Source organism: Streptomyces sp. HD, assembly GCF_028369295.1.
Classification (GTDB): domain Bacteria; phylum Actinomycetota; class Actinomycetes; order Streptomycetales; family Streptomycetaceae; genus Streptomyces.
In genome coordinates this window covers 1-26,329 of the sequence record NZ_JAQMYP010000033.1, presented here as the reverse complement: position 1 = coordinate 26,329, position 26,329 = coordinate 1, and the positions used below count along the sequence as shown (strand labels likewise).

Sequence of the window (26,329 nt, the reverse complement as noted above, 5' to 3'; positions counted from 1 at the left end):
GGAGTTGTCGACGGCTCCCCGGCCAAGGCGGCGGGGCGGCACATTGTTCGGTTGCACAACGGCCGGTGCCCGAGGGACGGAGGTGAGGTCCATGCGCGCACAGCCGGGCGCCGGCGCGGCGGCGTCCCTCGAACGGGTCATCGCCGCGATGGCCGCGCGGCAGCGGCATTTGGGCGGACGGCTGCACGCGGAGGTGACGGACCGTATTCCGTCCTACCGGGAGGTCCCGCGGGACCTCCTGGACCAGATCTGGCATCGGCACTTCCAGCGGGCTCTCGCCGTGGTGCGAGAGGGGACGGTGCCCGCTCCGGAGGACTTCGGCGAAGCCGACGTGGCCCGGGACCGGGTCGACCGAGGCGTGCCGCTGGGCGACGGGCTGCGCGCCTTCCGCCGGGCGCTGAGCGGCATACGGGACCTGTTCCTCGCCGAGGCGACCGAACACGGGCTGGACCCCGGCCTCATCCTCGACCGCACCACATGCCTGTGGGAGCTCGCGGACGTCGCGAGCCTGCAGATCGCCACCGTCCACCGGCAGGCGGAGGTCGCCTCCGCCCTGTCCGACGCCCGCCGCCGCGCCGACTTCCTGCGTGGCCTGCTCTACGGCACGCTGAGCGCGTCGGAGATCCACAGCGGTGCGGCGATCTACGGGCTGGACCCGGGGCGGCCGTACCAGGCCGTCACAGCCGTACCCAACGGCGACATCGGTCCGGACGCGCTGGAACGCTCCCTGGACTCCCACGGCCGCAGGAACGGCCGAGGGGCGCTGTTCACCGTGCTGGACGAGACGGTCGCCGGAGTCGTCGAGGCAAAGCCGCAGATCGGTGACCTGGAGGTGACGGCGGGGCTCGGCCCGCCGACGGACCTCGCCGCGGCGCACCGCTCCTTCCGTTCTGCCGGCCGACTGCTGGAAGCCGCCCGCGCGTACGGTCTGCGCGGCGTGTACGACCTGAGCGACCTGTCCTGGCGAGTCGCCGTCGTCGCCGAACCGGAACTCGCCGAGTTGCTGCTCGACCGCTATCTGCGCCCACTGGAGGCGGAGGGCGAGTTCGGAGCACTCATCGAAATGTCGGTGCGGGGATACCTGGAGAAGGGACGGCACATCCGCGAGGTCGCCCGCGGCGCACACGTCCATGTCAACACCGTCCGCTACCGGCTGCGCCGGTTCGAGGAGCTGACCGGCACCAGCCTGGACGCTCCGGACACCGCGGTGGAGCTCAGCTGGGCGCTGGCGGCACGCGAGCTGAGGACACTTCCACAAAGTCGGCCAGGACCTCCGTAGGCTTACCTGGCATCAGCAGGTCAGCGTGCGGGGGGAACGCCGAGCGACTGCCTGGAGACGCGGATGACGGAGTTCAGCGAAGCCCACGAGGATCCGTTCGCCCCACACCTCGCCGCCCTGGCCGTGCTCGACGACCGGGGAGCCGTGGTCGGCTGGAACCGGCGGGCGCAGGAACTGCTCGGCCATCCGGCGACAGCCGTGATCGGGCGTCCGGCATTCGAGGTCCTTGTCGATCCCCGCGATCTGCCCGATGTCAGGGCCGCCGCGGCGAGCTGCAGAAGAGCCGACGGCTGGTTCGGGGTGCTCAACGTGCGGCACCGCGACGGGCAGCTCGTGGAGATGGGGCTCAGGGCCCATCCGTTCGCACGAGATGACCGCAGCCGTGAGTGGCTCCTCGCCGGGGCACTCGCGGTCGACGTCCTGGAGTGGCAGAGGGACCGCGCGGTGCTCGACGGGTTGTATCGCCGATGCCCGGTCGGCCTGGTCGTGCACGGCCCCGACCTGCGGCTTCTCCGGGTCAACCGGGCCATCGAACGCTTCAGCGGCGTCCCGGCAGCGGAGTTCCGGGGGCGGCCCACCGGCTGTTTCCTCGTCCCCGACGACGCGCGGAGGGCCGTGGACCGTGTGCGTCAGGTGATGGAGACCGGAAGGCCGATGGTCTACTCCGAGCAGTTCGTCCGGCTGGAGTGGGATCCGGCGCGGGAGCAGGTCGCGATGGTCTCGTCCTTCCCGCTGGAGGATGCCTCCGGCCGCACGCTGGGGGTGGCCGAGATGATCGAGGACATCACCGAACGCCATCGCGCCCAGCGGCGGCTCGCGCTCCTGGACCAGGCCGGCAGCCGTATCGGCACCACCCTCGACGTGGCGGAGACCGCGCGGGAACTCGGCGAGGTGATGGTGCCTCACCTCGCCGACCATGTGTCGGTGGACCTGCTGCAGCCGGTGACGCGCGGTGAGGAACCGGCGCAGGCCCTGGCAGGCCCCGTGGTCCGGGTGGGGGTCTGCAGCGTCGGCGCCCAGCAGCCCGGCCCGCCCCATCCCCAGGGCGAGCCGGTCCAGTTCGCGCCGGACACTCCGCAGGGCAGATGCCTGGCCGAAGGGCGGGCCGTCCTGGAACCGGTTCTCCCGCCCGACTGGTTCTCGACGGACGGCCGCCAGGGAACCCACGCTCCGGACCTGGGCGCCCACTCGCTGATCGTGGTACCTGTCGCCGCCCGTGGCCTGGTGCTCGGCGTGATGACCTTGTGGCGATCGCGCCGCCCCGATCCGTTCGAGGCGGACGATCTCACCCTCGCCCAGGAACTCGCCTCGCGCGCCGCCGTCTCCATCGACAACGCCAGGCGCTTCACCCAGCAGCAACAGACCGCGTTCGCCTTGCAGAGCAGCCTTCTGCCCCGGGCGGTGGCGGACCAGTCGGCCGTCGAGGTGGCCCTGCGGTACCTGCCGGCCAGCGCGGCCCCGGGCCTGGGCGGCGACTGGTTCGACGTCATTCCGCTGTCCGGGGCGCGGGTCGCCCTCGTCGTCGGCGACGTGGTGGGACGCGGCATCCACGCGGCCGCCACCATGGGCCGGCTGCGTACCGCCGTACACACGCTCGCCAGCCTCGACCTGGAACCCGACGAGGTGCTCTCCCGGCTCGACGACCTGGTCGACCTGCTGGCAGCCGAACAGGAAGCATCCGGCGAACGGCCCGTGGGGGAGCAGGTCATCGGGGCCACCTGTCTCTACGCCGTGTACGACCCGACCTCCGGGCGGTGCTCCCTGGCCCGGGCCGGCCATCCCCTGCCGGTGGTGACCGCGCCGGACGGACAGGCGGCCCTCCTCGACCTGCCCGCCGGTCCACCCCTCGGGCTGGGCGGCCTGCCGTTCGAGGCCCGGGATGTCGAACTGGCCGAGGGAAGCCTGCTGTGCCTGTACACCAACGGACTCATCGGCGAACGCCACATCGATGCCGACCTCGGCCTGACCAAGCTGTGCGCGGCGCTCACCCGGCCCGCGGACGCGCTGGAACGGACATGCCAAGCGGTGGTCGACTCACTCGTGGCAGCCACGCCCACCGACGACGTCGCGTTGCTGATCGCCCGCACCCGCATGCTGCCACCGGACAACGTCGCCTCCTGGCGTCTGCCGCTGGAGCCCACCAGCGCCGCCTGGGCCCGGGCCCTGACCTCGGCCAAGCTGAGCGAATGGGGTCTGGAACACCTGGCGTTCACGACCGAGCTGATCGCCAGCGAACTGGTCACCAACGTCTACCGCTACGCCAGTGGCCCCGCGACCTTGCGGCTGATCCGTGAACGGAGCCTGGTGTGCGAGGTCAGCGACACCAGCCACACGTCACCACACCTGCGCCGCGCCCGTACCACCGACGAGGGCGGGCGCGGCCTGCTGCTGGTGGCCCAGATGGCCGAGCGCTGGGGTACCCGCTACAGCCGCGAGGGCAAGACCGTGTGGACCGAACAGCCACTGGCCGGCCCCTTCGCCTGACCGACTCGGGCGTGGCGGGCTTCCGTGTCGGCTGCCCGATCATTCGGCTGCGGCGAGCAGCCGGGCCTCGCTCTCCTCGTACAGCCGCCGGCTCTCGCGGCTGTCGGCGGCACGGTGCCGGCGGTCCGACCGGCTTCCCAGCCAACCCGCCAGGTACCCGAACGGGATGGAGACCAGCCCGGTGGACTGCATGGGGAACAGGGCGAAGTCTGCGTCCGGGAAGACGGCGGACGGCGTGCCAGAGACGGCCTTGGAGAAGACCATGAGCACCATCGCGCAGGCCGCGCCGCCGTAGAGGGTGGCGAGCAGGCCGGTGCGGGTGAATCCGCGCCAGAACAGGGAGTAGGTGAGCGCGGGTGCCACCGCCGATGCCCCGATGCAGATGGCCAGGGTGGTCAGCACGCCGACGTCCCAGTGCTGGACCACGGTGGCCAGCCCGATGGCGACGGTTCCCACGGCCACGCTCGTCCACGCCGCGACCGTCATCTCCGTACGCGGCTCGGCCTGTCCCCGGCGCGCCGCGTGGGCGAACAGGTCGTGGGCGAGCGACGAGGCCGCGGCCAGGGTCATCCCCGCGACCGACGACAGCAGGGTGATGAACACCATGCCTGCCACGGCCGAGTAGAGAATCGTAGACCCGGCCGAGTCGGGGGCGCCGCCGAGTACCTGCGACAGCATGAGCACCGACGCTCTGCCCTGCGGATCGGCCGCGGTGATGTACCGCGATCCCACCAGCGCCGCGGCACCCGTGCCCATGATGATCACGAGCAGGCAGAACGTGGTGACCGTGCCGACCGCCCACGACATGGAGCGGCGCACGGCCGGCACGTCCCGCGCGGAGTACAGACGCATCGTGATGTGCGGCAGACAGGCCACGCCGAGGACCACGGTGATCTGGAGACCGACGAAGTCCAGCCGGTCGAGGGTCGAGGTACCCAGCTGAAGGCCCTGCTCCAGGAAGGCCGGGCCCGCACCGCTGCCCTGTTGCGCTGCCCTGAGGACGCCGCCGGGACTCCAGTCGAAGCGGTTCAGTACGAGGGCGGCGACGACGAGGCTGGTGCCGAGCAGGATGATGATCTTGATCATCTGGATGAGCGCGGTGCCCCGCATGCCGCCGATCGCCGCGTAGATGATCATCAGGCTGCCGACGATGACGATGCACGCGGTCCTGGCGCCCGCCACGTGCGGCATGTTCAGGATGAAGGTCAGCAGCGAACCGGCCCCGGAGAGCTGGACGACCAGGAAGGGCAGCGTCGCCGACAGCGTCACCACACAGGCCGCGACACGCACGGCCCGGCCGGGCATGTTGCGGGCCAGGACGTCGCCCATGGTGAACCGGCCGGCGTTGCGCAGGGGTTCGGCCAGCAGGAACATCAGCAGCACCAGGGACAGTGCTGTGCTGACCGCGAGGACGTAACCGTCGTATCCGGCGAGCGCGATGATGCCGGTGGTGCTCAGCACCGTGGCCGCGGAGATGTAGTCGCCCGCGATCGCCAGGCCGTTCTTGAGCGGGGTGAGCGAGAGGTAGCCCGTGTAGAAGTTCGTCAGGTCGTCGCGGTCCGGTCCCGCCATCACGCACATCATCAGCGTGACGGTGACCAGCGTGGTGAACAGGATCAGGACGGCGGCCTGCGTCCCGGAGCTGAAGTCGTTCATCTCGCGACTCCCGGGTACCGGCCGGCGGGGACCGTCCCCTCCCTGACGGCGCGGGCCAGCGGGTCCACCGAGCGCTGTGCGCTGCGTCCGTACCAGAACACCGCCGCGAAGGTGACGACGAGCTGGAGGACCCCCAGGGCCATGCCCAGGCTCAGCTCTCCGGCGATCTTGGACCCCATCAGGCCCGGTGCCCAGCAGGACAGCACGACGTACACCACGAAGGAGCCGAGCGCGGTCAGCGTGGAGATCCGGCGGAGCAGGCGGTAGGCCGAGCGGAGCGCGGCGAGGTCGGTACGGCGCCGATGCGTCTCGTACGAGTCGTACGGCTCGTGTCGAGGGGGCTGACCGTATGGCTCGTGTCGAGGGGGCTGACCGTATGGCTCGTGTCGAGGGGGCTGACCGTATGGCTCGTATCGAGGGGCGTCATACCCGTACCACGGGGGTTCGGTGTGCGGCGGCCACCACTCCGGTTCTGCGGGCGGATAGCGGTTCTCGTCGGCAAATGTCATGGCGGGGCCTTCCGCTACGGATCGGATCCGTGGAGGTGGACGGGACGAACGGCTGTGGCGGCGCACGATACCGACTGGTTGGAATGCCTAGAAGGTCGCCGTGGGTCACGTTTCGGGGTCGGTGCGGTCGGGCCTGTGGTGAACGTCACGCACTCAGACATACCTACCGGTCGGTACCCTACGGCGAGGCCGTGAACGACAGGAGGCGCGATGTCTGCGACCAACCGCCAGATCCGACTGGCAGCCCGCCCCGTGGGCGAGGTCAAGCCCGATGACTGGGAGCACTTCTCGGGGCCCGTCGACGAACCGGGCCCGGGCCGGTTCGCGGGCCGTACAAGGGTCATCTCCCTGGACCCGGCCATGCGTGGCTGGCTCGACGACCGCCCCTCCTACCTGCCACCGGTGGGCATCGGCGAGGTGATGCGCGCCGGATCGGTCATCGAGGTCACCGCCTCCAACCACCCCGACTTCCAACCGGGCGATCACGTGGTCGGCACGTTCGGCGTCCAGGAGTACGTGATCTCCGACGGCAAGGGCGCCCTGAAGATCGACACCTCGCTCGCCCCGCCCTCGACCTACCTCGGCGCGCTGGGCATGCCGGGCATGACCGCCTACTTCGGCCTGCTGGACGTCGGGGCGCTGAAGGACGGTGAGACCGTCGTGGTGTCCGGCGCGGCCGGGGCCGTCGGCACCATCGCCGGCCAGATCGCGAAGGCCAAGGGGTGCCGGGTCGTGGGCATCGCCGGAGGGCCGGAGAAGTGCGCCATGCTCGTCGACGAACTGGGCTTCGACGCGGCGATCGACTACCGCGCCGAGGACGTCAGGAAGGCGCTGCGCCGGGAGACCCCCGACGGCATCGACGTCTACTTCGACAATGTCGGAGGGGACATCCTCGACGCCGCCCTGACGCGGCTCGCGATGCACGCGCGAGTCGTGGTCTGCGGTGCGATCAGCCAGTACAACAACGCCACGCCCGTCAAGGGCCCCTCCAACTACCTCTCGCTGCTGGTGCGCCGCGCCCGCATGGAGGGCTTCGTCGTCTTCGACTACGCCAAGCGCTACGCGCAGGCCGCGCAGGAGATCTCCGCCTGGATCGGCGCCGGCCGCGTCAAGGTCAAGGAACATGTGGTGACGGGGAGCGTGGACGACTTCCCCGAGACGCTGGGGATGCTCTTCCGCGGGGAGAACGTCGGCAAGCTCGTGCTGGAGCTCGTATGACCGCCGTCGACAGCGACACCGCGGCCGGGCCGGGGCAGGCGGTCGGCGCCGTGCTCCGGGGCAAGGTGGCCATCGTCACCGGCGGTGCCAGTGGACTGGGCCGGGCCACGGCGCTCGCGCTGGCGAAGGCCGGGGCCCGCGTGGTCGTCGCGGATCTCGACGCGCGGGGCGGCCGCGAGGTGGCCGACCTGGTCGGCGGCCACTTCCGTGCCTGCGACGTCTCCGACCCCGACGCCAACCGTGCGCTGGTGGACTTCACCCAGGAGCAGTACGGCGGTGTCGACATCGCCCTGCTCAACGCCGGCGTGACGACCGGATGCGGCCTCGGCAAGGACTTCGACCTGGCCCGCTACCGTCGCGCGATGGGAGCCAACCTCGACGGCGTGGTCTTCGGCACGCACGCGGTGCTGCCCGCGCTGCGAGCCCGCGGGGGAGGGGCGATCGTGGCGACCGCGTCCCTGGCGGGTCTTGCGGCCGTACCGCTCGATCCCCTCTACGCGGCCAACAAGCACGCGGTCGTAGGGCTCGCCCGCTCCCTGGGGCCGGCTCTCGCGCCGGAGAACGTGCGCTTCAACGCCGTCTGCCCCGGGTTCGCGGAGTCGCGGATCATCGATCCGCTGCGCGACATGCTCTCCGGACAGGGACTGCCGATCATCCCGGCTCAGGTCGTGGCGGATACAGTGCTGCGGATCGTCACCGGAGACGGCACCGGGGAGTGCTGGTTCATCCAGCCCGGCCGCGACCCGGAGCCGTTCCGGTTCCGTACCGTCCCCGGTCCTGGGCGGCTCGCCGACGTCTGAGACAGGGCGATCCGTACGACAAAGCCGTTCTCAACCAGCCGTCCGGGATGGACCTCCGGCGTCTCCGAAAGGCATGCACGATGAAGACCTCTGACCACCGCGACCACGCGTCCGCCGTCACCGCGGTCGATCACCGCACGGCGATCGCGGCGGAGACCGCCCGCTTCGTCGCGGTGGTCAAGGGCGCCGACCTGGCCACGCCGGTGCCCAGCTGTCCCGGCTGGACACTGGCCGAGCTGGTCAAGCACACCGGAAGCGTCCAGCGCTGGTTCTCGGTGCTGTTGCGGGCGCGCATCCAGGAACCCCCGCGCAAGCGTGAGGTGGACCTTCGGCTCCCCGACCACGAGGACGGATACGCCGACTGGCTGGCCGAGAGCGCGACCGTGGCCGCGGACGCCTTCGCGGGCACCGACCCGAACCAGCCGATGTGGGCTTGGGGCGCCGACCAGCACGCCCGATTCTGGGCGCGTCGGATGCTCTTCGAGACGCTGCTGCACCGGGCCGACGCCGAGCTAGCACTCGGACTCCGGCCCGCGATGGACCGCCTCGTCGCGGTCGACGGGATCGACGAGTTCCTGGTCAATCTGCCCTTCGCCGCCTTCTTCGCCCCCGAGGTGGCCAAGCTGCGCGGCCCCGACAGGACCATCCGCTTCCGCACGACCGACGGGGACGAAACATGGGTCGTCCGCCTGCGCCCCGACGGCTTCGGGCTCGATACGGCCCACCCGGCCGAGGCCGCCGCCGACGCGACCGTCCAGGGAACCGCGGCCGACCTGCTCCTGCTCGTCTACGGCCGGCTGCCCTACGAGGCAGAGGTCCTCACCCACGAGGGGGACGAGGACCTGCTGGCCCACTGGTTCGCCAACTCCGCGTTCTGAGCAGGGACACCCCCGCCCTCACCCCTGGACCTTCGGGTCGGACTGCTGGACGACCTCGGGCAGGGCCTGTTCCGCCCAGATCACCTTGCCCTGCGGGGTGTACCGGGTGCCCCAGCGCTCGGCCATCTGGGACACCAGGAACAGGCCCCGGCCTCCCTCGTCCATCGTCGCGGCGTACCGCAGATGCGGTGAGGTGCTGCTGCCGTCGGCGACCTCGCAGATCAGCTTGCGGTCGCGGATCAGCCGCACATGGATCGGCTCGGCGCCGTAGCGGATGGCGTTGGTGATGAGCTCGCTCAGGATGAGCTCCATGGTGAAGCCGAACTCCGACAGGCCCCATGCTTCGAGCCGGTGAGACACGGCGTCGCGCATCTGGCCGACCGCCGCCGGGTCCGCCGGTACGTCCCAGTCGGCGATCCGGTCGGGTGGCAGTTCCCGCGTGCGGGCCACGAGCAGGGCGACATCGTCCTTGGGGCGCTCGGGGAGCAGACTGTCCAGCACGTCCTGGCAGGTCTCCTCGGGCGGCCGTCCGGGGTGGTCCGCCAGCGCGACCCGCAGCAGTTCCATGCCCGCGTCCAGGTCGCGCCTGCGGTCCTCGATGAGACCGTCGGTGTACAGGACGAGCTGGGTTCCCTCCGCGAGGCACAGTTCCGCGGTCTGGAACGGCATGCCACCGACGCCGAGGGGCGGGCCGGCCGGCACGTCCGGGAAGGTGACCGTTCCGTCGGGCTGGACCAGCGCGGGCGCCAGATGCCCCGCACGCGCCATGACGTAGCGGCGCGTCACGGGGTCGTAGATGCCGTAGAGGCAGGTGGCGCCCACGACGCCCGCGGCACTCTCGGCCGCCTCGTTCTGGTCGATGCGGCCGACCAGGTCGTCCAGATGGCTCAGTAGCTCGTCGGGCGGCAGATCGAGGGTGGAGAAGTTGTGCACCGCGGTCCGCAGTCGTCCCATCGTGGCGGCGGCGTGGAGGCCGTGGCCGACCACGTCGCCGACGGCCAGGGCCACCCGGCTCCCCGGCAGAGGGATCACGTCGAACCAGTCCCCGCCCACGCCCGACTGGGCGGGGAGGTAGCGGTAGGCGATGTCGAGGGCGTTCTGCTCGGGCATGGCCTGCGGCAGCAGGCTGCGCTGGAGGGCGACCGCCAGGGTGTGCTCACGGGTGTAGCGGCGGGCGTTGTCGATGCTGATCGCGGCCCGGGCGACCAGTTCCTCCGCCAGCGACAGGTCCTCCTCGTCGAAACGCTCATGGTGTTGCGCGCGCCAGAAGTTGGCGACGCCCAGCACGACGCCACGGGCCTGGATGGGGGCGGTGATGAGGGAATGGATGCCGTAGCCAATGATCGCTTTGGAGCGCTCCGGGTCCTGCACGCGCCAGTCCGCGGCGGTCGGCAGATCGCTCACCAGCTGGGAGCGGCCGCTGCCGTAACCGCGCGCCTGGGGGGTGGAGGGGAGATAGTCGAAGAGCCGGCCCTGTTCGGAGAGCGGATGGTCGTCCCAGATTCCGCATACGGCCGCGCGTCGCATGTCCGTCGCCGTGGGCGCCGGCTCCTCGCCGCGCAGGACGGCGTCGGCCAGGTCCACGGTGACGAAGTCCGCGAAGCGGGGAACGGGAACGCGCGCCAACTCGTCGGCGGTGCGCAGCACGTCCAGCGTGGTGCCGATGTGGAGTCCGGCGTCGTACAGCAGCCTGAGCCGCTCCCGTGCCATCTCGGCCCTGCCGGTCACCGTCTGCAGTTCGGTGGAGTCGCGCAGCGTCACCACCGTTCCCTTGGGGCCTCCCTTGCGGTCCGTGGGCCGCTGGTTGACCGCGAGGAGCCGCTCTCCGGCGAGGTGCACCTCGTCACTGGCCTCGCGCCCGGAGGTGAGCAGCGCCTTCGTCTCGGGATCGAGGTCCGGCAGTTCCGAGACAAGCCGCCCCTCGACGTCCGCAGGCAGCTCCAGCAGCCGTCTGGCCTCGTCGTTCGCCAGCATCACCCGCCCGTCGGCGGCCACGATCAGCACGCCTTCCCGGACGGAGTGGAGCACCGTGTCGTGGTGCTCGTACATCAGGGTCATCTCGGTCGGTGCCAGGCTGTGGGTCTGCCGTCGCAGCCGCCTGCCCACCAGTGCCGTCACACCGGTGGACAGCGCGAGCGCTCCGGCCCCGGCGCCCAGGATGATCGGCAGTTGCCGGTCCACCTGACTCTCGACGTTCTTGACCTTCATCCCGGCCGAGACGAGGGCCACCACCTTGTCGTCGGCGTCCTTGATCGGGACCGTGGCCTGGACCTCGCGACCGAGCGGGCCGTCGACGCTCTCCACGTAGACCTTCCCCTCCAGCGACGGCCCGATCTCGCCCACGAACCGCCCTCCGATCCGCTCGGGCAAGGGGTGCGTGTAGCGGATGCCCTCGGTGTCCATGACCACGATGAAGTCGACGCCGGCGGCCCGGCGTGCCGCCTCGGTGAGCGGCTGGAGAATCTTGCTCGGGTCCGGGGCCTGCAGGGCCTCCAGGACGCCCGGTGCGTGTGCGAAGGTCTGTGCCACGGCGGTGGAGCGGCGCCTGGCCTCGGCGCTGGTGTCCCGCTCGGACTGCAGGACGAGGGCGATGACGCCGCAGGCCACGAGCAGCACTACCAGAGCCACCTGGAACACCAGCACCTGCCCGGCCACGCTTCGCGGGCTCTTGCTGATCATTCGCTTGGCCGATAGGCGCTTAAAACGGGCGAAACGGTTCGCCATGCGACCTTTCTAACATCGGTGATCCCAGGTGGCCAGAGCCCGCCCGCCCGATCCTCGCCCGGCCGACCTCGGGTGCGCTCGATGTCCGATCGGGTCGATATGATGCATTTTGTGGTCATGTCTGCACGGCTGCGGCGCCGTCGCCCCGCCTACAGCGGTCGATGGGAAGCTGCTCGGCTGGCACCCGTGATCCTGACCGTCCTCATCGCCGGCCTGGCGTTCTCCACCCCCAGGGAGATCGCCGTCAGCCGCCTGCTGCCCGCCGCGCCCGCCCTGGCCGCCGCGATGTGGCCCGTGTTCCCCACGGTCCTGTTGGGGGCATTCTGCCTGCTGACCATGATCGTCCTCAGCTTCTTCTACACCGATCTGGGGACGCCGTACACGTCGGCCGCGATCGTCGCCGTCACCTTGGCGGCCGCATACGGCAGTCATGTCCGACTGCAGCGGGAGGAGATCCTCTTCCAGGTCCGGCTCGTGGCCGACGCGGCCCAGAAGGTGCTGCTGCGCCCTCTGCCCCGCCGCATCGAGGACGTCGAGATCGAGTCGCTGTATCTGGCGGCCCAGGAACAGGCCCGGATCGGCGGCGACTTCTACGAGGCGATCGGGACGCCACACGGGGTCCGGCTGCTCATAGGCGACGTACGGGGCAAGGGCCTGTCCGCGGTGGGGGCGGCCTCGGCGGTGATCAGCTGCTTCAGGGAGGCCGCGTACGACGAGCCCGACCTGAGGGCCATCATCCATCGCCTGGAAACCACCATCACCCGCCACAGCGCCGCGTTTCCCGCCCACGACCAGCCCGAGCACTTCGCCACCGCCCTCCTCGCCGAGATCCCGCACGGCGGCGGCCAGGTGCGGCTTCTCAACTGCGGGCATCCCCCGCCGCTGATCGCGCATCGCGGGAAGGTCCGGGTCCTGGAGCCCAGCATCCCCTCGCCGCCCCTCAACCTCGCAGCGCTCATCGGTGACCGTTACTGGGTCGACATCGTCGCCTTCGCCCCGGGGGACCAGCTGCTGCTCTACACGGACGGCGTATCGGAGGCCCGGGACCATGCCGGCCAGTTCTTCCCGCTGCCCGACTGGATGCGGCGGCAGGCCGAGGAGCAGCCCCGCGAACTGCTCGACCGGCTGCACCGGGATCTGCTCCAGCACAGCGGCGGACGGCTCGACGACGACATCGCGGCCCTCGCGCTCAGGCGCTCCGGCGTGGAGGAGCGGGGGGCTGTCGATGTGGAGAGCTGAGTTGCAGGGGGAGGGCGGTTCGTTGATGTGCCGGTGCCCCGGGCCGCCTTGGCTCAGCCGGTTTGTCCATCAGGGCGGCCACGTAGGCATCCAACCGCTGCTCCACGGCTCGGGTCGTCAGCTCGGTCCTGCCCGCCTCCCGCCAGGGCCGCGCCACCAGTCGCAGTTCCTCCGAGAACGCCAGCCCGTCCCGCACCTGCCAGTACACCCGCTCGCTCGCGGTCGCTGCCGGCACCCCGCCGGCCTCCTCGTACGCCTCGGCGAACCGCGGACCCCACGCCGGGCCGTGCAGCAGCGCGAGATTGGTGGAGCAGTGCGCGACATCGAGGTCCGCCGGGCCCCAGGAGGCCCCTGCCCGGTCCACGACGCCGGTGATCCGGGTGCCTGCCGGGCTCCCGGGGTCGCTCGGCGGGGCGCAGTGCGTGGATCGCGACGAGTCGATGGGCCAGCAGAGGGATGCGCGCCTCCGTGCCCTCGTCGTCGAGGACCGTCCGGCCCGCCAGATGCGTCTTCAGGAGCGACGGATACTCGCAGTGGGCGGCGGTCGGATCAACCGCGACGAGTTCAGGAGCCGGCAGGCCGGTCCCCGTGAGCAGGGTCAGGGCATCGGCCTCCCTGTTCGGCCAGTCCTCGGCGTGCGCCACATCGACAAGGGTCCGCAGCGCCAGGCCGCGCGTGCCTCCGTCCCGTGTGTCGACGGTCGGCCGCCGTATTTCGGCGGTGATGCCGCCGCGCAGCGCCTCGGTTCTGACGATCCGTTCACCGACCTCCAGGTGTCGGCGCACCCAGGTCGGAGTCAACGGTCGGACAGCCGCTGCCTCGTCGTGGTTGGGCAACGTGATGCTCCAGCTCGATATGACGGTCGTTATAGAAGTGTGTAGTCTGCCTCCTATAACAACTGTCATAGGAGCGTGTCGTGACGATCATCACTGTGAACGCCCCCAAGGGGCGCCTGAGCCTGGAACAGCGTCGTGAGCTGGCCGAGACCCTGACGGATGCGGTGCTGGTGCCCGAGGTGGGTCAGCCCGCCCCGGCGGCCCGGGCCGGGTTCCAGGTGCACTTCGTCGAGCGTGAGCGGGACATGATGGCCATCGGCGGTCGGCTGCTGGCGGACGTGGACCCGGAGCTCGACGTGATGGTGATCGACCTCGCCGTCATGGACGCCGCCTGGCAGCCGGAGGTGCGCGCCGAGGTCATCGAACGCGTCCTGGCCGCACTGGCGGCAGCGTGCGGGCTGGAGAAGCCGGCGCCGGCCTGGTGGGTCAACTTCCGGGTGATCGACGAGGGCAGCTGGGGCTCCTCGGGCGGCGTGCTGTCGATCCTGCCGTTGCTGGAGAGCGGGGTGTTCACGGAGGAGCGGGTCAAGGCCGTCCGTGCCGCGCTGGGCGCCTGAAGGCCGAGGCGCCGAGCTCGGTCCGTGAACGCCGGTGTGGCTCACGCGCCCATGACGCGAACCCGCCGCTCGTGGTCGCGCCCGCGCAGGCCGGTTCCCGGCCGCGGGCCGCGCGGGGCCGGCCACGGCGGGCGTCATTTCCGGCGCGTCCGTCCCCGAGGTCCTCGGCGGTCGATGCGGGCGCCGACCGCCTGACGCCCTGCGGCACGCAGATGCTCCCTCAACCCGTATAGCGGCGCAGATACGCCGTGTTCCTGGCGTCGAGGAAATCGAGCAGGGTGCCCGGTTGCTTGCCTGTCCCCGAGTCCGGAACCCAGATCCACATCTCCCGTGCCTCCACCACGGCTCCGCGCTGGGTCTTGGCCTCGAACCCCTCCAGCCCGAGCCGCACCGTCCCGGCCCCGTGCTCCACGGCCATGCGGATGGGGTGGTAGAAGCAGGCCCAGGGATACGACGGACCGCGGTCCGCCACGTCGTAGTCGCAGCCGTACGCCATGAACAGGCTGCTGCGCCGCCCCAACAGATGCAGCGCACAGGCGATGAGCAGGTCGTCCCGGTGCACGGCGGGCACCCGGACCGCCGCCGGCAGTGCCTCCGCCAGCACGGTGCGGGCCCGGCGGATCGCCTCCGGGTCGGGGCGGCCGCCGTGTCTGGCCAGCGTCTGTGCCTCCAGTTCGGCGATCCGCCCGGCGTTCGGGACGAGGTCGATCTCGCCGGTCGACAGACCGGAGGCGAGGAGTTGCCGTTCCTCCTGGCGGTACCGGCGCCGGCGTCGGCTCGGCAGCGCTTCCAGATACTGGTCGTAGGTGGAGCAGCCGTCCAGGCGGAAGGCGGAGGCCGCGGTCGTCACCCCACCGTGGAAGCCCTGTTCGGCCAGCACGCCGCGCAGCATCCGGTCGCCCGGCCGTACGAACGGGAAGACCACGGCTCCCGCCCCGTGGTCCAGTGCCGCCGACTGCGCCTCCTGGATCAGCCGCCCCGTCACCCGCTCGGCCGTGACGGCGTCCAGCCCCGGCTCCAGGATCACCTGGCTGTTGTCGAAGCCCCTGATCACGTAGCAGGAACCGAACCGCCGGTCGAGTATCTGCCAGAGCGGTTCCGCGTCCGTTGCCGACGCCGGCTGCTGCGCGCCGGCGAGATCCCGCTGGGTACGGCGCGCCTGCTCGGCATCCGGGTCGTCCTCTGCGAGCCGTAGTACGGCCTCCGAACCGATGAACTTCCAGGGGTGACTGGCCAGTCCGGTGCGGGGAGTGGTGAGGGCGCCGTGGAGGGCCCCGCGCAAAGTGCCGGACTCTCGCGCGGTCACCATCACGCTCTGGCCGGATTCCAGATATTCCCGGAAACGCAGATAGCCCCGGTCCGCGTCGATATCGAGCTCTTGGGCCATAGCGTCCCAGGCGTCGGCGGGAATCTCGCTCACGCTGTGCAGAACATCCACGGTCATCGCTGGGCAGTGCTCCTCGCCTGTCCGGTTGTCTGTCCAGGTCCTCTCGCTGCCGCTCGGGAAGCCCGGTCCACCTTATGGGGTCACGGTATTCGATTTCCGAGTGGTGGCCGAAATCCGATGCGAAGGAAGATGTAGGCGAAAATGGCTGACACACACTCTTGAGGTTCGGATGGTCGAGGTGTTAGCGGCAGCCGGATGCGTGCGAGTCCCCGTGCGATGATTCCACGGTCGGGCATGCGTATGGCCCGAGTGCCCGGATTCCCGGTTCGCCGGTGTCAGGTTGCCGCTGTTGAGGCGTCGGACATAGGAGTTTGGGGAGTCATATACGTGCACAGCACGATCGTGAATGGGGGAGAAATGCGGATGTCATCGAACGAAGCTCATCAATCGGAGACCCGACTAATGCCCTGGGTGGGCCCGCAGCGCTCGGACAGCTCCCTGTCCCTCGCCGCCCTGGAACAGGAAGCCCGGGCGATCCAGGGGAAGCTGGGCGACGTCCGGGCCGGGCTGGCGCAGCTGCGGCAGGTCCAGGAGGCCCTCGGCAAGAGCAGCGAGCATGGTGGCGAGTTGCGCCGGATCTCGGGACTGCGTGAGATCAACGCGCTGCTGACCGCCGCCGCGACCGACTGCCGGGAGAGCCTCGCGACCGCCCAGCCCAGAGGGCCGCGGCAACCGGAGGTCCTGGAGGAGGCGCTGCCGAGGGATGTCGCGATGCTCAGGCGCGGCGTCCGTATGCGCACCCTCTACCAGCACCCGGCGCGCTTCAGCGCCCCGACCCAGGCCTACGTGGAGAAAGTCACCGCCCTCGGTGGAGAGGTCCGCACCCTGGCCGAGTTCTTCGAGCGGCTGATCGTCTTCGACCGTGCCGTGGCTTTCATTCCGGATCCGGACGACCAGGAGGCCGCGGTCATGATCAGGAACCCGGCGGTGGTGGAGTTCCTCGCCGGGGCGTTCGACCGGGTCTGGCTGACCGCCGTGCCGTTCAGTTCGGCCTACGAGAGCCGTACCGAGGACGGGATCGTTTCGGCCATCCAACGGGCCATCGCCCGACTGCTGTTGCACGAGGAGAAGGATGCGGCCATCGCGCGGCGCCTCGGGATCAGCGAGCGTAACTGCCGGGGCCACATCGCCAAGCTGATGAAACATCTCGGCGCTCGCAACCGGACCCATCTGGGCTATCTGCTGGCCTCGTCCGACTTGCTCACCACGCACGTCGAACCGGACGGCGAGGCCGATCCGATCCCGCAGAGCTGAATTCCGGAGGCCGCACACTCTTCCGCGTGGTTCGCAATGCCTTTTATGTGTGCTCGCTCACCTTCTGCCAAATGCCGGAGCCGTACCGACCGCGGTGAACGGTGAAAGACATGATTTCGAATCTGTCGCCGGGTGCATACCCCCGACTGGGGTCAGGTTCAGGACGGGGGTAAAGAGGATGGAACTGTTACCGGAGGTTGGCCGCTGAATAGATACCCGGTGTATCGACGCGTGGCTGATTAAGGGCGTCCGGCGCCCGGAAGGATGTTGCCTGTTGTAGAAACCTGTGCGTAGCATCCAGTTGCAGATTGCGCCCCGGCGAGTGCCGGGGCGCGACCATGTGAAACGGGGGATCCCTGAAGGCTGATTCCGGCCTGCTCACGAGGCGGCCGTTCGACATCGCCGGCCATTTGGCGCCGCTCCAGGTATCGGCTGCAGTCGCTGCACCGCGTCGGGCCGTGCGGAGCGGAACAAGTGTCGCCACCAGTTGGGCCATATAGATGGGAAAAGCATGAGCGTGGAAACACTGGGCACGGGAACGACCACCGAGCTCAGCGAGGCGGGGTTCGCACGGTACGCCGCCGAGGACTTCCTGACGAGGGTCGACGGATTCGACACCGACCGGCTCCTCAAGGAACTGCAGGGACAGTTCGTGGGTATGCCGAGCGACCCCTACGGTCCGAACACGAACAGGTACCGCCGCTACGGCCGGGCGGTGTACGTGCCGTGGAGCGGAAACCTCACCTGGCTGCCGACCGTCGAGGACGCCGAGTTAGGCCCGGCGACCGAGTATTTCCAGGGGGACTTCAACCCGGAGTTCCCGGGTGCGCGCCGCCGGTTCCCGGCGATCCCGGAGGAAGCCCGGAACAACGAACTCCTGCGCCAGATCGTCCTGTTCGACGCCGAGCAGGCCCTGTGGCTGGATGAGCTCCGGGACGGCCCGGTGCACATCGGTGTCCACTTCCTGACCCTGCGCGTCGACGGCGAGGGCGAACGGGCCGTGCCCTCCCCGGACTTCCTCCACCAGGACGGCGAACGCTTCACCTTCGCCCACCTGATCAACCGTGACAACGTCGTCGGCGGCACGAATGTCATCGCGCCCCCGCGCTGCGCCGGGATGAAACCGGAGGAGATCTCCGCGGACCTCCGCCAAGCCGAGTTCACCCTGGAGAACCCGCTGGACTCCTACGCGGTCTACGACGAGAAGGTCAGCCACTACGTGAGCCCGGTGTGCGGGGGATCCGCGCCACGCCCCGGGGAGCGCTCGATCCTGCTGATCGACTTCACCCCCTACATCCCCCACATCTAGCTGTACCTCCGGTGTGCGGCCCTCCGCGGACGGCCGCACACCGGTCCGACGACAGGAATCATCGATGGTCGTAGAGGAAACCGTGGCCCCGGCACGATCAGCGCCGCTCACGGTCTGGCTGGCTCTGCTGGGCGCACTCGCCCTGTGGGCTTCCGCCTTTGTCGGGATCAGTTCCGCGCTCGCGGACTTCACACCGGGTGCCATCTCACTCGTGCGCTACACGGTTTCCTCTGTGGTCGCCGTACTGATGTGGCTGGCGTACAGCCGCAGGCGGCGGGAGCCGCTGGAGGCGCCCGCCCGCCGGGACGTGTGGCCCATCCTGGTCAGTGCCCTCATGGTCGTCGTGGTCTACAGCCTCGGTGTCAACTACGGCGAGCAGTCGGTCACTCCCGGCACGGCCAGCTTCATCGCCGGCCAGGCTCCGGTCTTCAGCATCCTGCTGGCGTTCCTGCTCCTGAGGGAGCGCGTCACGGGACGCGGTTGGCTGGGCGTGGCCATCGGAGCGGCCGGCGTGGTGCTGATGCTGTTCGCCGACCAGACCGGCGTACAGGTCAACACCGGTTCGCTGTACGTGCTGGCCGCCACGGTCGGCGAGTGCCTGTACTTCGTGCTCTCCAAACCGCTGTTGGAGCGCTACAGCCCGCACGCCCTCAACGCGTGGGTGACCGTCGCCGGAACCGTCATGCTGCTGCCGTACGCCGGACAGGCCCTGTCCTCCCTGTCCTCCGCGTCCCTCAGCAGCATTCTTCTCCTGGTGTATCTGGGCGTCTTTCCGGGCGCGGTCGCCTATCTGCTCTGGAACATGGCGCTGGCCCACCTCAGCGTCACCGCGACGACTTCGTCGCTCTACGCACTTCCCGCCATGACGATCGTGATGTCCGTGCTCTGGGTCGACAAACTCCCGAGCACGCTCGGAGTGATCGGCGGGCTGGTCTCGCTGGTCGGCGCCGGACTGGTCGCCAATCGGCAGAGCCATTGATTCGCAATTCCGTTCCTGAACCGACCCGAGAAAGACAAGAGGCACGATGTCTGTTCGATGTCCCGCTTCGACCGTTTCCCTCTCTCCCGCTCGCGCGGTGTGCCCCTCCATGCCGTCCGTGAGTGACGAGGACACCGGGTGGGGTTTGCTCGGTGCCCTGTTACCGAGCGAGTTCCGAGAACACCTCAACGCTGCGACGGACCCGGCGTAGCCGGTTCGAGGAGTCACGGAAGCGGCTTGCCCCGCCGACCTGTTCGGCGGGGCAAGCCGGTCAGGCTTCCCAGGCGCCGTCGTCGACCGTGAACCGCTCGTGCACGTACCGGCCGTACCGGCCGGAGTGCGGCCGCGCCACGCGGGACCTACTGGGCGGACAGCCGTCCCACGAGGTCGTCCAGCCGGCCCGCGAGCTGCTCCGAGACGCGGGTCAGCGGCAGCCGGCACTCGGCGGAGCGGATCAGGCCGAGACGCCAGAGGCAGTACTTCAGCGGCATCGGGTTCGACTCGCTGAACAGGGTCGGGATCATGGGACTGATGCCACGCCAGGACGAACGCGCCTTCTCCAGACGCTCGTTGGCGAGGGCCTCCGTGACCTCGACGAACGTCGTCGTCGCCAGATGGGCCGAGGCGAGGATGCCGCCCGCGGCGCCGTTGGCCAGGCTCGTGAAGTACAGCGGGTCCTCGCCGGTGAGCACGGCGAGTTCGTCCGGGGCCCGGTGCAGCAGATCGAGGCTCTGCAGGACGTTTCCCGTGGCGTCCTTCACGGCCCGGATGTTGGGCACGCAGGCGGCCAGTTCGAGGACCGTGTCGTTGGAGAGATTGACGCCGGTGCGATACGGCACGTTGTAGGCGATGATCGTCCGCCCGGTCTGGTCGGCCACGGCCCGGAAGTGCTCGACCAGACCGTCCGCGGGCGGCCGGTTGTAGTACGGCGTGACGACCAGATAGCCGTCCACGTCCATGGACTCGTACGACGCGATGCCGCTCGCGACGTGCTTGGTGGAGTTGCCGCCGACACCGACGTAGACCGGTAATTCCCCGGCCACCGCGTCGAGTACCGCGGCGACGAGCGACTTCTGCTCGCCGGGCTCGATCGTCGGACTCTCGCCGGTCGTTCCGAGCAGGACGAAGCCGGCCAGCCCCAGGCCCTTGTAGTGCCCCACCAGACGCTGCAGCGACTCCAGGTCGACGGCGCCGTCGTGGAACGGTGTCACGAGGGGGAGATATACGCCTTCCAGCTTGTTCACCCGTCAGCCTCCAGCATCTGGTTCCGGGAACAACGAGAAGTAGATCAACGACCCCCGTAGGAACGGCTGTTGATGGTGCGAGCGTATCCAACCGGGGGTGCGCGGGGGGACGTACAAGACGCCATTCGATGGGGATCGTCCCTCTTGTTCCGGCGGCCTATCCGTGTCGGGCAGAAACCTGATCCCTGACCTTCCTGGCCGGGTCCGGGGTCAAGGGCAAGACTGGCCCCGCCGTTCCTCCACGCCTTCGTGCGTCCTGTACGGCGGCGGAGGGCCCGCACATCACCACCAGGAGATGATCTTGGACGCGAACGTCCTGTTGTTGCACGTCATGAAGAACGTACTGCCGGAGCGTATCCACAACGCCGAGGAGCTCGGCCGCCTCACGGTGATCACCGAGCCGGGTCACGTACAGCAGTACGGCCCCGATGTGGACGTCCATCTCGTGGAGAGCGTGCAGAACCTGGAGGTGATGCGGGCGAAGGTGCTCGAAATCCTGCGCGAGCGCCGTATCGACCGTATCTTCGCCCCGTTCGAGCTCGGCCAGTCGGCGGCGGGCTACCTCCGCTCGTACTTCGGGCTGCCCGGTACCGGCCTCGACGTGGCCAACAACTTCTCCAACAAGTACGTGATGAAGCAGCGCCTCGCGGCCGGCGGGCTGCCCGTCACCGACTTCCGCCTCGCGGCCGGGCTCCATCAGGTTCCCGAGGCCGCCGACCGGCTGGGCTGGCCCGTCGTCATCAAGCCCGTGATCGGGGGCGGCTCCATCAACGTGAGCGTCATCGACGGGCCCGAACACTTCGAGGAGTTCTGCCGGACGCCCGCCGCCGAACGCCTGCGCGCACTGCCCGTACCACTGCTCGCCGAGCGGTTCGTGCGGATGAGCGCCGAGTACCACTTCGACGCCGTGGTCGAGAACGGCCAGGTCCTCTTCTCGGTCGGCTCGCGCTACTCCTCGCCCGTCCTCGCTCGCGACAGCTTCCTGGGCTCGTGCATCCTGCCGCCCGACGACCCCACGCGTCAGCGCATGACGGACATGCACGCGCAGGCGGTGAGCAGTCTCGGGCTGGATTCCGGCGTCACACACATGGAGTTCTTCGAGATGCCCGACGGCTTGCTCGCGGGTGAGATCGCCTGCCGGCCCGCGGGCGGGTCCTTCCCCGAGTGCATCCGCATGCACACCGGCGTCGACCTCTGGCGCGCCTGCCTGGAGGTGTCGCTGGGGCTCAGCCCGAAGCTGGAGCTGAAGGCCGAGGAAGGCGTGCTGGCCCACTGCCACCTCCCCGTGTCACCCGGGCGGATCGTCGAGCAGACGTCGGAGGAGGAACTGGCCGCGCTGCCGTCGGTCGTCCGGGTCGACATGCTCCGGAGAAAGGGCGATGTCGTCCCGGCCCACCTGAACTCCGCGTCCGCCAGCGCTGTTGTCTACGTCCGTGGCGACAGTCCGGAGGAGGCCGAGGCCGCGATGCGGCGCGTCGTCGAGGCGTACAAGATCGAGATCGTGCCGGAAGATTCCTGATCACACGGCTCCGGTGCCACGGAATTCAGCGTCATGTCCGGATGATCCCGGATATTCGAATTCTGTGACTCGCGGTGGTTCCTGCTGCCTTCCTGATTAGGCCCTACCGATTGATGATCGCTCGCGGGACTGCTCTTCCCCCTGTGGGCGATGGCAGCATCGCCGTGGGAAGTGGCGCCAACAGCAGAACTTCCCACGGACAGTCATCGCGGCCGTAAACCTTGCGGTTCGCGTTCGGCCCACTCCTGCTCCGAAAGTGTCCATGCCCCACAGCCGAACCCCTGTGCATCGTCAGGCGGACCACAGTAAGCACACCGGACTTCGATTAGAGCCGTTCGCAGGCGTCTTCTACAACGCGGGACGCCCCGGCGCGGCATCCGCGTTCATCGCCTCGTCCACGGAGGCGGGGGAGGCGGCCCGACGAGAGTCCGACGCCTTCGCCGGACTTCCCCCACACCACGTTCTACGTCTGGTCCTGCCTCACGAGGGCTTCGACCACGACGACTCCGGGCGCCTGCTGCGCGCATGGCTGCCCCGCGGCGTACTGAGGGCCGATACCCGCCCCGCGCTCTACGCGTACGAGCAGCGTGAGCCCTCCGGCGCCGTGCTGCGCGGACTGATCGGCGCACTGCGCGGCGATCGGCACCCGACCGGCGGAGTGGCCCCGCACGAGGACGTCGCGGCGGATGTCGTCGACCGCCTCACCACCATGCTCGCCGGCCTCCGGGCCGACGTCGAACCCCTGCTGCTGTGGTACCGGGGCACCGGCACCGTGGCGTCCGTCATCGGCACCGCCACCGAGCGGCCCCCCTTACTTGAGGCGGTCACCGGCCACGGCACCGTACACCGGCTGTGGGCGGTCACCGCCGAGCAGGAGATCACGGCCGTCCAACGCGAACTGGCCGTCAGCCAGGCCGTGATAGCCGACGGACACCACCGCTTCGCGGCGCACACCCGGCTCAGCGGGGAGGCACGACCGCACGACCGGCCCGCCGGATTCTGGGACCACGTCCTGGCACTCGTCGTCGACACCGAGCAGCACTCGATGACACCGCGCGCCATCCACCACGTGGTCCGCGACGTCCCCCTGCCCACCGCCCTGGACCGGCTCGGTCCGGCGCACCCGTACGAGATCTGCGAGGGCACGCTCGCGGCCGCCCTCACCCGGCTGGCCGCCCACCGGGACCGCCGGATCGCGCTGCTGAGCGACGGCGAACGCCACTGCCTCACCCACCTCGGGCCGACACCGCCCGAACCGGACCTCACCGATGCCGAGCTGGCGGCCCGTCACCTCCTGCCCCGGATCGGCGGCACCGGCGCGCCGCACGCCGAAGCCATCGACTCCGCCGCGTACGCGGCGGCCGAAGCGGGCCGGGCGGGCGGGTCGCCGTACTGCTCAATCCACCTGACGAAGCCGACATCCGCCGCGCCGCACTCGCGGGACGTCGACTTCCCAGAAAGTCGACGTACTTCCCGCTCAAGCCGCCCCTCGGCCTGGTCATGCGGGTGCACACGAGTCCTGAGCCGGAACCGATGAAGGAGGAACGATGTCCCACCCTTCCCCCGAACTGACCGCCAAGCATGAAGCCGTCCATGTCGTCGTGGCGCCTCCCCGCACCGCTTCGACGGCCTTCGCCCGGGTCCTCTGGAACAACCCCGCCGTCGGCTACTACGCCCACGAGCCCTTCGAGGCCGGCTACTTCGAGGGATACGGCCCGGAACACGCCTGGGAGTCCGTGCGCGACGCCGTCGACCTGTCGGCCGTGGTCGGCGCGAAGAGCGGGAACTCGCTGCTGATCAAGGAGATCGCCTTTCAGGTCGGCGAGCGCATCGGGGAACTCCTCGCGGTGGCCACCTCCGTGCCCGTCTTCCTGATCCGCGATCCGCGACTGACGATCAGCTCACGGCGGGAGGTCAAGCGCAGGGCGGGAAGCTCGCTGGAGTTCCCCCTGGCCGAGACGGGCTGGCAGGCGCTCGACCGGCACATCACGCACTGCCGGGACAACGGCATCGACTACGTCCTGGTCGACGCCTTCGACTTCCGCTCCCAGCCGGCCTCCGTGATGAGCCAGGTCAGCGCACGCCTCGGCCTCGACTTCGACCCCGCTCAGCTCACCTGGGAGCCGCGCCCGGACATGGCGCTGAGCAACCACCGCACCACAGGTGTCGACCACTTCTTCACCCGCGTGCTGAACAGCAAGGGCATCGAACCGCCCATGGAGACCGTCCCCGAGCTCACGGAGTTCCCCGAGGACGGCGGCCTTCGAGCGCACGTTCGCTGGGCCGTGGACCTGTACCAGCACCTGCTCGACGACCCCAAGCGGATCGCCCCGCGGTCCTGACGAGGAGCGGTTCGCACCATGCGAGTCGAGACAGCCGAACGATGTCCCCCGAGAGTCACAGGCGGTTGAGCGCAGCATGCCCACGATTCAGTCCCCGGACGAGTTGTTCATCGACGACCTCTACGTGAATCTGCAGCCGATCCTCGACCGGCAACTCCTGCTCAAGTGCGAGGGATTCAACTTCGCGGGTTCCGTCAAGCTCAAGGCCGCGACCTCCATGGTGGAGGCCGCCGAGCGCGAGGGCCGGCTGAGACCGGGTTCCGTCCTCGTGGAGTCCTCGTCGGGGAACCTGGGGGTCGCCCTGGCCGTGGTGGCGGCCAGCCGGGGCTACCAGTTCGTCTGTGTCACGGACCCGAGGTCGAACGCCACCACCCGGGCCCTGATCGAGGCCGTCGGCGCACGCGTCGTCCTGATCACCAAACCCGACGCCGGCGGCGGATACCTCGGATCCCGCATCAGCTACGTCCAGGAACTCTGCCGGCAGAACCCCGCCGTCGTCTGGCTGAACCAGTACGCCAGCCCGTACAACTGGCAGGCCCACTACGAACTCACGGCCCCCGCCATCGACAAGTACCACCCCGACCTGGACTATCTGTTCGTCGGCGCGGGCACAACGGGCACCCTGATGGGCTGCGCCCGCTACTTCAGGGAACACCGGCCCGACGTACGCATCGTGGCGGTCGACAGCGTCGGCTCCGTGACGTTCGGCGGCTTACCGACGCCGCGGTACATCCCGGGTCTGGGCACCAGCAGGCGGCCGGAGATCCTCGACGGGAGCCTCGTGGACGAGGTCATCCTCGTGGACGAGGCGGACACGGTCACCACATGCCGTGAACTGGCCCGCCACGGCTATCTGTTCGGAGGCTCCACCGGAACCGTGGTCAGCGCCGCACGCAACCGCCTCCCCGAGGGAGGAGACGCCGTCGCGGTGGCCATCGCCCCCGACCTCGCCGATCGCTATGTCGACACCCTCTACAACGACGCATGGGTGATCGAGACCTTCGGTCCGCTTGCGGGCCTGCACGCCGCAGACCCCTCGGAACTTCCGCTCTAGGCCTCCTGCCGCGCCTTCGCACGGCAGCCGAAACCTCACCCACGACGGAGAGACCCAGTGAACGTGCCCACCCAGCGCCTCGATGTCACCGCGGCACCGTCCGCCGCCTCACAACTCCCTCCCTACGGTGCCACCGTCTGGCTCACCGGACTCCCGAGCGCCGGCAAGACCACCATCGCCTCCGCCACCGCCGGAAGACTGCGGGCCCGTGGCCGCCTCGTGGAGGTGCTCGACGGCGACGAGATACGTACGTTCCTGTCCGCGGGCCTCGGCTTCAGCCGCGCGGACCGGCACACCAACGTGCAGCGCGTCGGCTACGTCGCCGACCTGCTCGCCCGCAACGGCGTGCTCGTCCTCGTCCCGGTCATCGCGCCCTACGCCGACAGCCGCGAGGCGGTCCGCAGTCGCCACGAGGCGACCGGCACGCCGTACCTGGAGGTGCACGTGGCCACTCCGGTCGACGTGTGCTCCGTACGCGATGTGAAGGGCCTGTACGCCAAGCAGGCCGCGGGCGAGCTGACGGGCCTGACCGGGGTCGACGACCCGTACGAGCCGCCGACCGCCCCCGATCTCCGGCTCGACACCCAGTCGCTGACCGTGGACGAGTCGGTGTCGTCGGTCATCGACCTCCTGACCGCGAGGGGCCTCGTCTGATGGCCACCACGGTGGCGCCCGGCGGTATACGCGACACCCTGCACCGGTCCGGTCACCTGGGCGCGCTGGAGTCGGAGGCGGTGCACATCTTCCGTGAGGTGGCGGGCGAGTTCGAGCGGCCGGTGATCCTGTTCTCCGGCGGCAAGGACTCCATCGTCATGCTGCATCTGGCGTTGAAGGCGTTCGCCCCGGCGCCGGTTCCCTTCTCGCTGCTGCATGTGGACACGGGACACAACTTCCCCGAGGTCATCGAGTACCGCGACCGTGTGGTGGCCGCACATGGGCTGCGGCTCCATGTGGCCTCCGTACAGGACTACATCGACCGGGGTGTGCTGCGCGAACGTGCC

21 protein-coding genes and 1 pseudogene are annotated in these 26,329 nt (G+C 69.7%); 16 read left to right on the top strand and 6 right to left on the bottom strand.

Features of this window, described 5'->3' with window-relative positions:
* Positions 1-91: 91 nt before the first annotated feature.
* Both POF73_RS28800 and POF73_RS28795 read left to right on the top strand, forming a co-directional pair.
* Positions 92-1,279, top strand: coding sequence for a PucR family transcriptional regulator (locus tag POF73_RS28800; protein ID WP_272121242.1), 1,188 nt, complete (start codon positions 92-94; stop codon positions 1,277-1,279).
* A 63-nt stretch (positions 1,280-1,342) separates the two neighbouring features.
* A complete protein-coding gene (locus POF73_RS28795; protein ID WP_272121240.1) occupies positions 1,343-3,763 on the top strand; it encodes a SpoIIE family protein phosphatase in 2,421 nt (806 codons plus the stop codon).
* A 39-nt stretch (positions 3,764-3,802) separates the two neighbouring features.
* On the opposite strand, the gene POF73_RS28790 is transcribed toward POF73_RS28795, so the two are convergent.
* Complete coding sequence (locus POF73_RS28790; protein WP_272121238.1) at positions 3,803-5,419, bottom strand: sodium/solute symporter; 1,617 nt, start codon at positions 5,417-5,419, stop codon at positions 3,803-3,805.
* Positions 5,416-5,928 (bottom strand): DUF485 domain-containing protein, encoded by a 513-nt coding sequence (locus POF73_RS28785; RefSeq protein ID WP_272121236.1) that lies wholly within the window; start codon positions 5,926-5,928, stop codon positions 5,416-5,418. The genes POF73_RS28790 and POF73_RS28785 overlap by 4 nt, the downstream gene beginning before the upstream one ends.
* Before the next feature lie 210 nt (positions 5,929-6,138).
* Between POF73_RS28785 and POF73_RS28780 the strand changes: the two genes are divergently transcribed.
* From POF73_RS28780 to POF73_RS28770, 3 genes are all read left to right on the top strand, one after another.
* Complete coding sequence (locus POF73_RS28780) at positions 6,139-7,146, top strand: NADP-dependent oxidoreductase (RefSeq protein ID WP_272121234.1); 1,008 nt, start codon at positions 6,139-6,141, stop codon at positions 7,144-7,146.
* Positions 7,143-7,946 (top strand): SDR family NAD(P)-dependent oxidoreductase, encoded by an 804-nt coding sequence (locus POF73_RS28775; protein WP_272121233.1) that lies wholly within the window; start codon positions 7,143-7,145, stop codon positions 7,944-7,946. Before POF73_RS28780 ends, POF73_RS28775 begins: the two co-directional genes overlap by 4 nt.
* Positions 7,947-8,026: 80 nt before the next feature.
* Positions 8,027-8,824, top strand: coding sequence for a maleylpyruvate isomerase family mycothiol-dependent enzyme (locus POF73_RS28770; protein ID WP_272121231.1), 798 nt, complete (start codon positions 8,027-8,029; stop codon positions 8,822-8,824).
* A gap of 18 nt (positions 8,825-8,842) precedes the next feature.
* Here POF73_RS28770 and POF73_RS28765 read toward each other — a convergent pair whose 3' ends face one another.
* Positions 8,843-11,503: a SpoIIE family protein phosphatase gene (locus POF73_RS28765; RefSeq protein ID WP_272121229.1), complete on the bottom strand. Its 2,661-nt coding sequence runs from the start codon at positions 11,501-11,503 to the stop codon at positions 8,843-8,845.
* Positions 11,504-11,665: 162 nt separating this feature from the next.
* On the opposite strand from POF73_RS28765, the gene POF73_RS28760 reads away from it, so the two are divergent.
* Positions 11,666-12,787: a PP2C family protein-serine/threonine phosphatase gene (locus POF73_RS28760; RefSeq protein WP_272121227.1), complete on the top strand. Its 1,122-nt coding sequence runs from the start codon at positions 11,666-11,668 to the stop codon at positions 12,785-12,787.
* Between the two features lie 55 nt (positions 12,788-12,842).
* Here the strand turns inward: POF73_RS28760 and POF73_RS28755 are convergent.
* Positions 12,843-13,623, bottom strand: a pseudogene (locus POF73_RS28755) (phosphotransferase); the annotation flags it as partial.
* A gap of 80 nt (positions 13,624-13,703) precedes the next feature.
* Between POF73_RS28755 and POF73_RS28750 the strand changes: the two are divergent.
* A complete protein-coding gene (locus POF73_RS28750) occupies positions 13,704-14,180 on the top strand; it encodes a tautomerase family protein (protein WP_272121225.1) in 477 nt (158 codons plus the stop codon).
* Positions 14,181-14,400: 220 nt separating this feature from the next.
* On the opposite strand, the gene POF73_RS28745 is transcribed toward POF73_RS28750, so the two are convergent.
* Positions 14,401-15,624, bottom strand: a complete 1,224-nt coding sequence (locus tag POF73_RS28745; RefSeq protein WP_272121223.1) for a GNAT family N-acetyltransferase — start codon at positions 15,622-15,624, stop codon at positions 14,401-14,403.
* 366 nt (positions 15,625-15,990) lie between these two features.
* On the opposite strand from POF73_RS28745, the gene POF73_RS28740 reads away from it, so the two are divergent.
* The 3 genes from POF73_RS28740 (at position 15,991) to POF73_RS28730 (ending at position 19,169) form a co-directional block, all read left to right on the top strand.
* Positions 15,991-16,881 (top strand): LuxR C-terminal-related transcriptional regulator, encoded by an 891-nt coding sequence (locus tag POF73_RS28740; RefSeq protein ID WP_272121221.1) that lies wholly within the window; start codon positions 15,991-15,993, stop codon positions 16,879-16,881.
* A 511-nt stretch (positions 16,882-17,392) separates the two neighbouring features.
* Positions 17,393-18,190 carry a 2OG-Fe dioxygenase family protein gene (locus POF73_RS28735; protein WP_272121219.1) on the top strand — a complete coding sequence of 266 codons (798 nt, stop codon included), beginning with the start codon at positions 17,393-17,395 and terminating at the stop codon, positions 18,188-18,190.
* A 64-nt stretch (positions 18,191-18,254) separates the two neighbouring features.
* Positions 18,255-19,169, top strand: a complete 915-nt coding sequence (locus tag POF73_RS28730; RefSeq protein WP_272121217.1) for a DMT family transporter — start codon at positions 18,255-18,257, stop codon at positions 19,167-19,169.
* A gap of 359 nt (positions 19,170-19,528) precedes the next feature.
* Here the strand turns inward: POF73_RS28730 and dapA are convergent, their stop codons facing one another.
* The gene (dapA, locus tag POF73_RS28725; protein ID WP_272121215.1) at positions 19,529-20,413 is read right to left on the bottom strand and encodes a 4-hydroxy-tetrahydrodipicolinate synthase; all 885 of its coding nucleotides are present in this window, start codon (positions 20,411-20,413) and stop codon (positions 19,529-19,531) included.
* A 301-nt stretch (positions 20,414-20,714) separates the two neighbouring features.
* Between dapA and POF73_RS28720 the strand changes: the two genes are divergently transcribed.
* The 6 genes from POF73_RS28720 to POF73_RS28695 all read left to right on the top strand — a co-directional run.
* Positions 20,715-21,932 carry an ATP-grasp domain-containing protein gene (locus tag POF73_RS28720; RefSeq protein WP_272121213.1) on the top strand — a complete coding sequence of 406 codons (1,218 nt, stop codon included), beginning with the start codon at positions 20,715-20,717 and terminating at the stop codon, positions 21,930-21,932.
* A gap of 262 nt (positions 21,933-22,194) precedes the next feature.
* A complete protein-coding gene (locus tag POF73_RS28715; protein WP_272121211.1) occupies positions 22,195-23,469 on the top strand; it encodes a DUF1015 family protein in 1,275 nt (424 codons plus the stop codon).
* 10 nt (positions 23,470-23,479) lie between these two features.
* Complete coding sequence (locus tag POF73_RS28710; RefSeq protein WP_272121209.1) at positions 23,480-24,274, top strand: hypothetical protein; 795 nt, start codon at positions 23,480-23,482, stop codon at positions 24,272-24,274.
* 76 nt (positions 24,275-24,350) lie between these two features.
* Positions 24,351-25,328, top strand: coding sequence for a 2,3-diaminopropionate biosynthesis protein SbnA (sbnA, locus tag POF73_RS28705; RefSeq protein ID WP_272121207.1), 978 nt, complete (start codon positions 24,351-24,353; stop codon positions 25,326-25,328).
* A gap of 63 nt (positions 25,329-25,391) precedes the next feature.
* A complete protein-coding gene (gene cysC, locus POF73_RS28700; RefSeq protein WP_443049658.1) occupies positions 25,392-25,982 on the top strand; it encodes an adenylyl-sulfate kinase in 591 nt (196 codons plus the stop codon).
* A partial coding sequence (locus tag POF73_RS28695) for a phosphoadenosine phosphosulfate reductase domain-containing protein (protein ID WP_272121202.1) occupies positions 25,982-26,329 on the top strand: 348 nt, incomplete at its 3' end. The genes cysC and POF73_RS28695, both read left to right, overlap by 1 nt.

Bases quoted from the DNA above. Each gene is read 5' to 3' on its own strand.
- POF73_RS28710 (WP_272121209.1), top strand. From the start codon at position 23,480: ATGTCCCACCCTTCCCCCGAACTGACCGCCAAGCATGAAGCCGTCCAT.
- POF73_RS28770 (WP_272121231.1), top strand. From the start codon at position 8,027: ATGAAGACCTCTGACCACCGCGACCACGCGTCCGCCGTCACCGCGGTC.
- POF73_RS28780 (WP_272121234.1), top strand. From the start codon at position 6,139: ATGTCTGCGACCAACCGCCAGATCCGACTGGCAGCCCGCCCCGTGGGC.
- POF73_RS28730 (WP_272121217.1), top strand. From the start codon at position 18,255: ATGGTCGTAGAGGAAACCGTGGCCCCGGCACGATCAGCGCCGCTCACG.
- POF73_RS28765 (WP_272121229.1), bottom strand. From the start codon at position 11,503: ATGATCAGCAAGAGCCCGCGAAGCGTGGCCGGGCAGGTGCTGGTGTTC.
- POF73_RS28785 (WP_272121236.1), bottom strand. From the start codon at position 5,928: ATGACATTTGCCGACGAGAACCGCTATCCGCCCGCAGAACCGGAGTGG.
- POF73_RS28745 (WP_272121223.1), bottom strand. From the start codon at position 15,624: ATGACCGTGGATGTTCTGCACAGCGTGAGCGAGATTCCCGCCGACGCC.
- POF73_RS28760 (WP_272121227.1), top strand. From the start codon at position 11,666: ATGTCTGCACGGCTGCGGCGCCGTCGCCCCGCCTACAGCGGTCGATGG.
- POF73_RS28735 (WP_272121219.1), top strand. From the start codon at position 17,393: ATGAGCGTGGAAACACTGGGCACGGGAACGACCACCGAGCTCAGCGAG.
- POF73_RS28775 (WP_272121233.1), top strand. From the start codon at position 7,143: ATGACCGCCGTCGACAGCGACACCGCGGCCGGGCCGGGGCAGGCGGTC.
- POF73_RS28790 (WP_272121238.1), bottom strand. From the start codon at position 5,419: ATGAACGACTTCAGCTCCGGGACGCAGGCCGCCGTCCTGATCCTGTTC.
- POF73_RS28795 (WP_272121240.1), top strand. From the start codon at position 1,343: ATGACGGAGTTCAGCGAAGCCCACGAGGATCCGTTCGCCCCACACCTC.
- POF73_RS28800 (WP_272121242.1), top strand. From the start codon at position 92: ATGCGCGCACAGCCGGGCGCCGGCGCGGCGGCGTCCCTCGAACGGGTC.
- sbnA (WP_272121207.1), top strand. From the start codon at position 24,351: ATGCCCACGATTCAGTCCCCGGACGAGTTGTTCATCGACGACCTCTAC.
- POF73_RS28740 (WP_272121221.1), top strand. From the start codon at position 15,991: ATGTCATCGAACGAAGCTCATCAATCGGAGACCCGACTAATGCCCTGG.
- POF73_RS28715 (WP_272121211.1), top strand. From the start codon at position 22,195: ATGCCCCACAGCCGAACCCCTGTGCATCGTCAGGCGGACCACAGTAAG.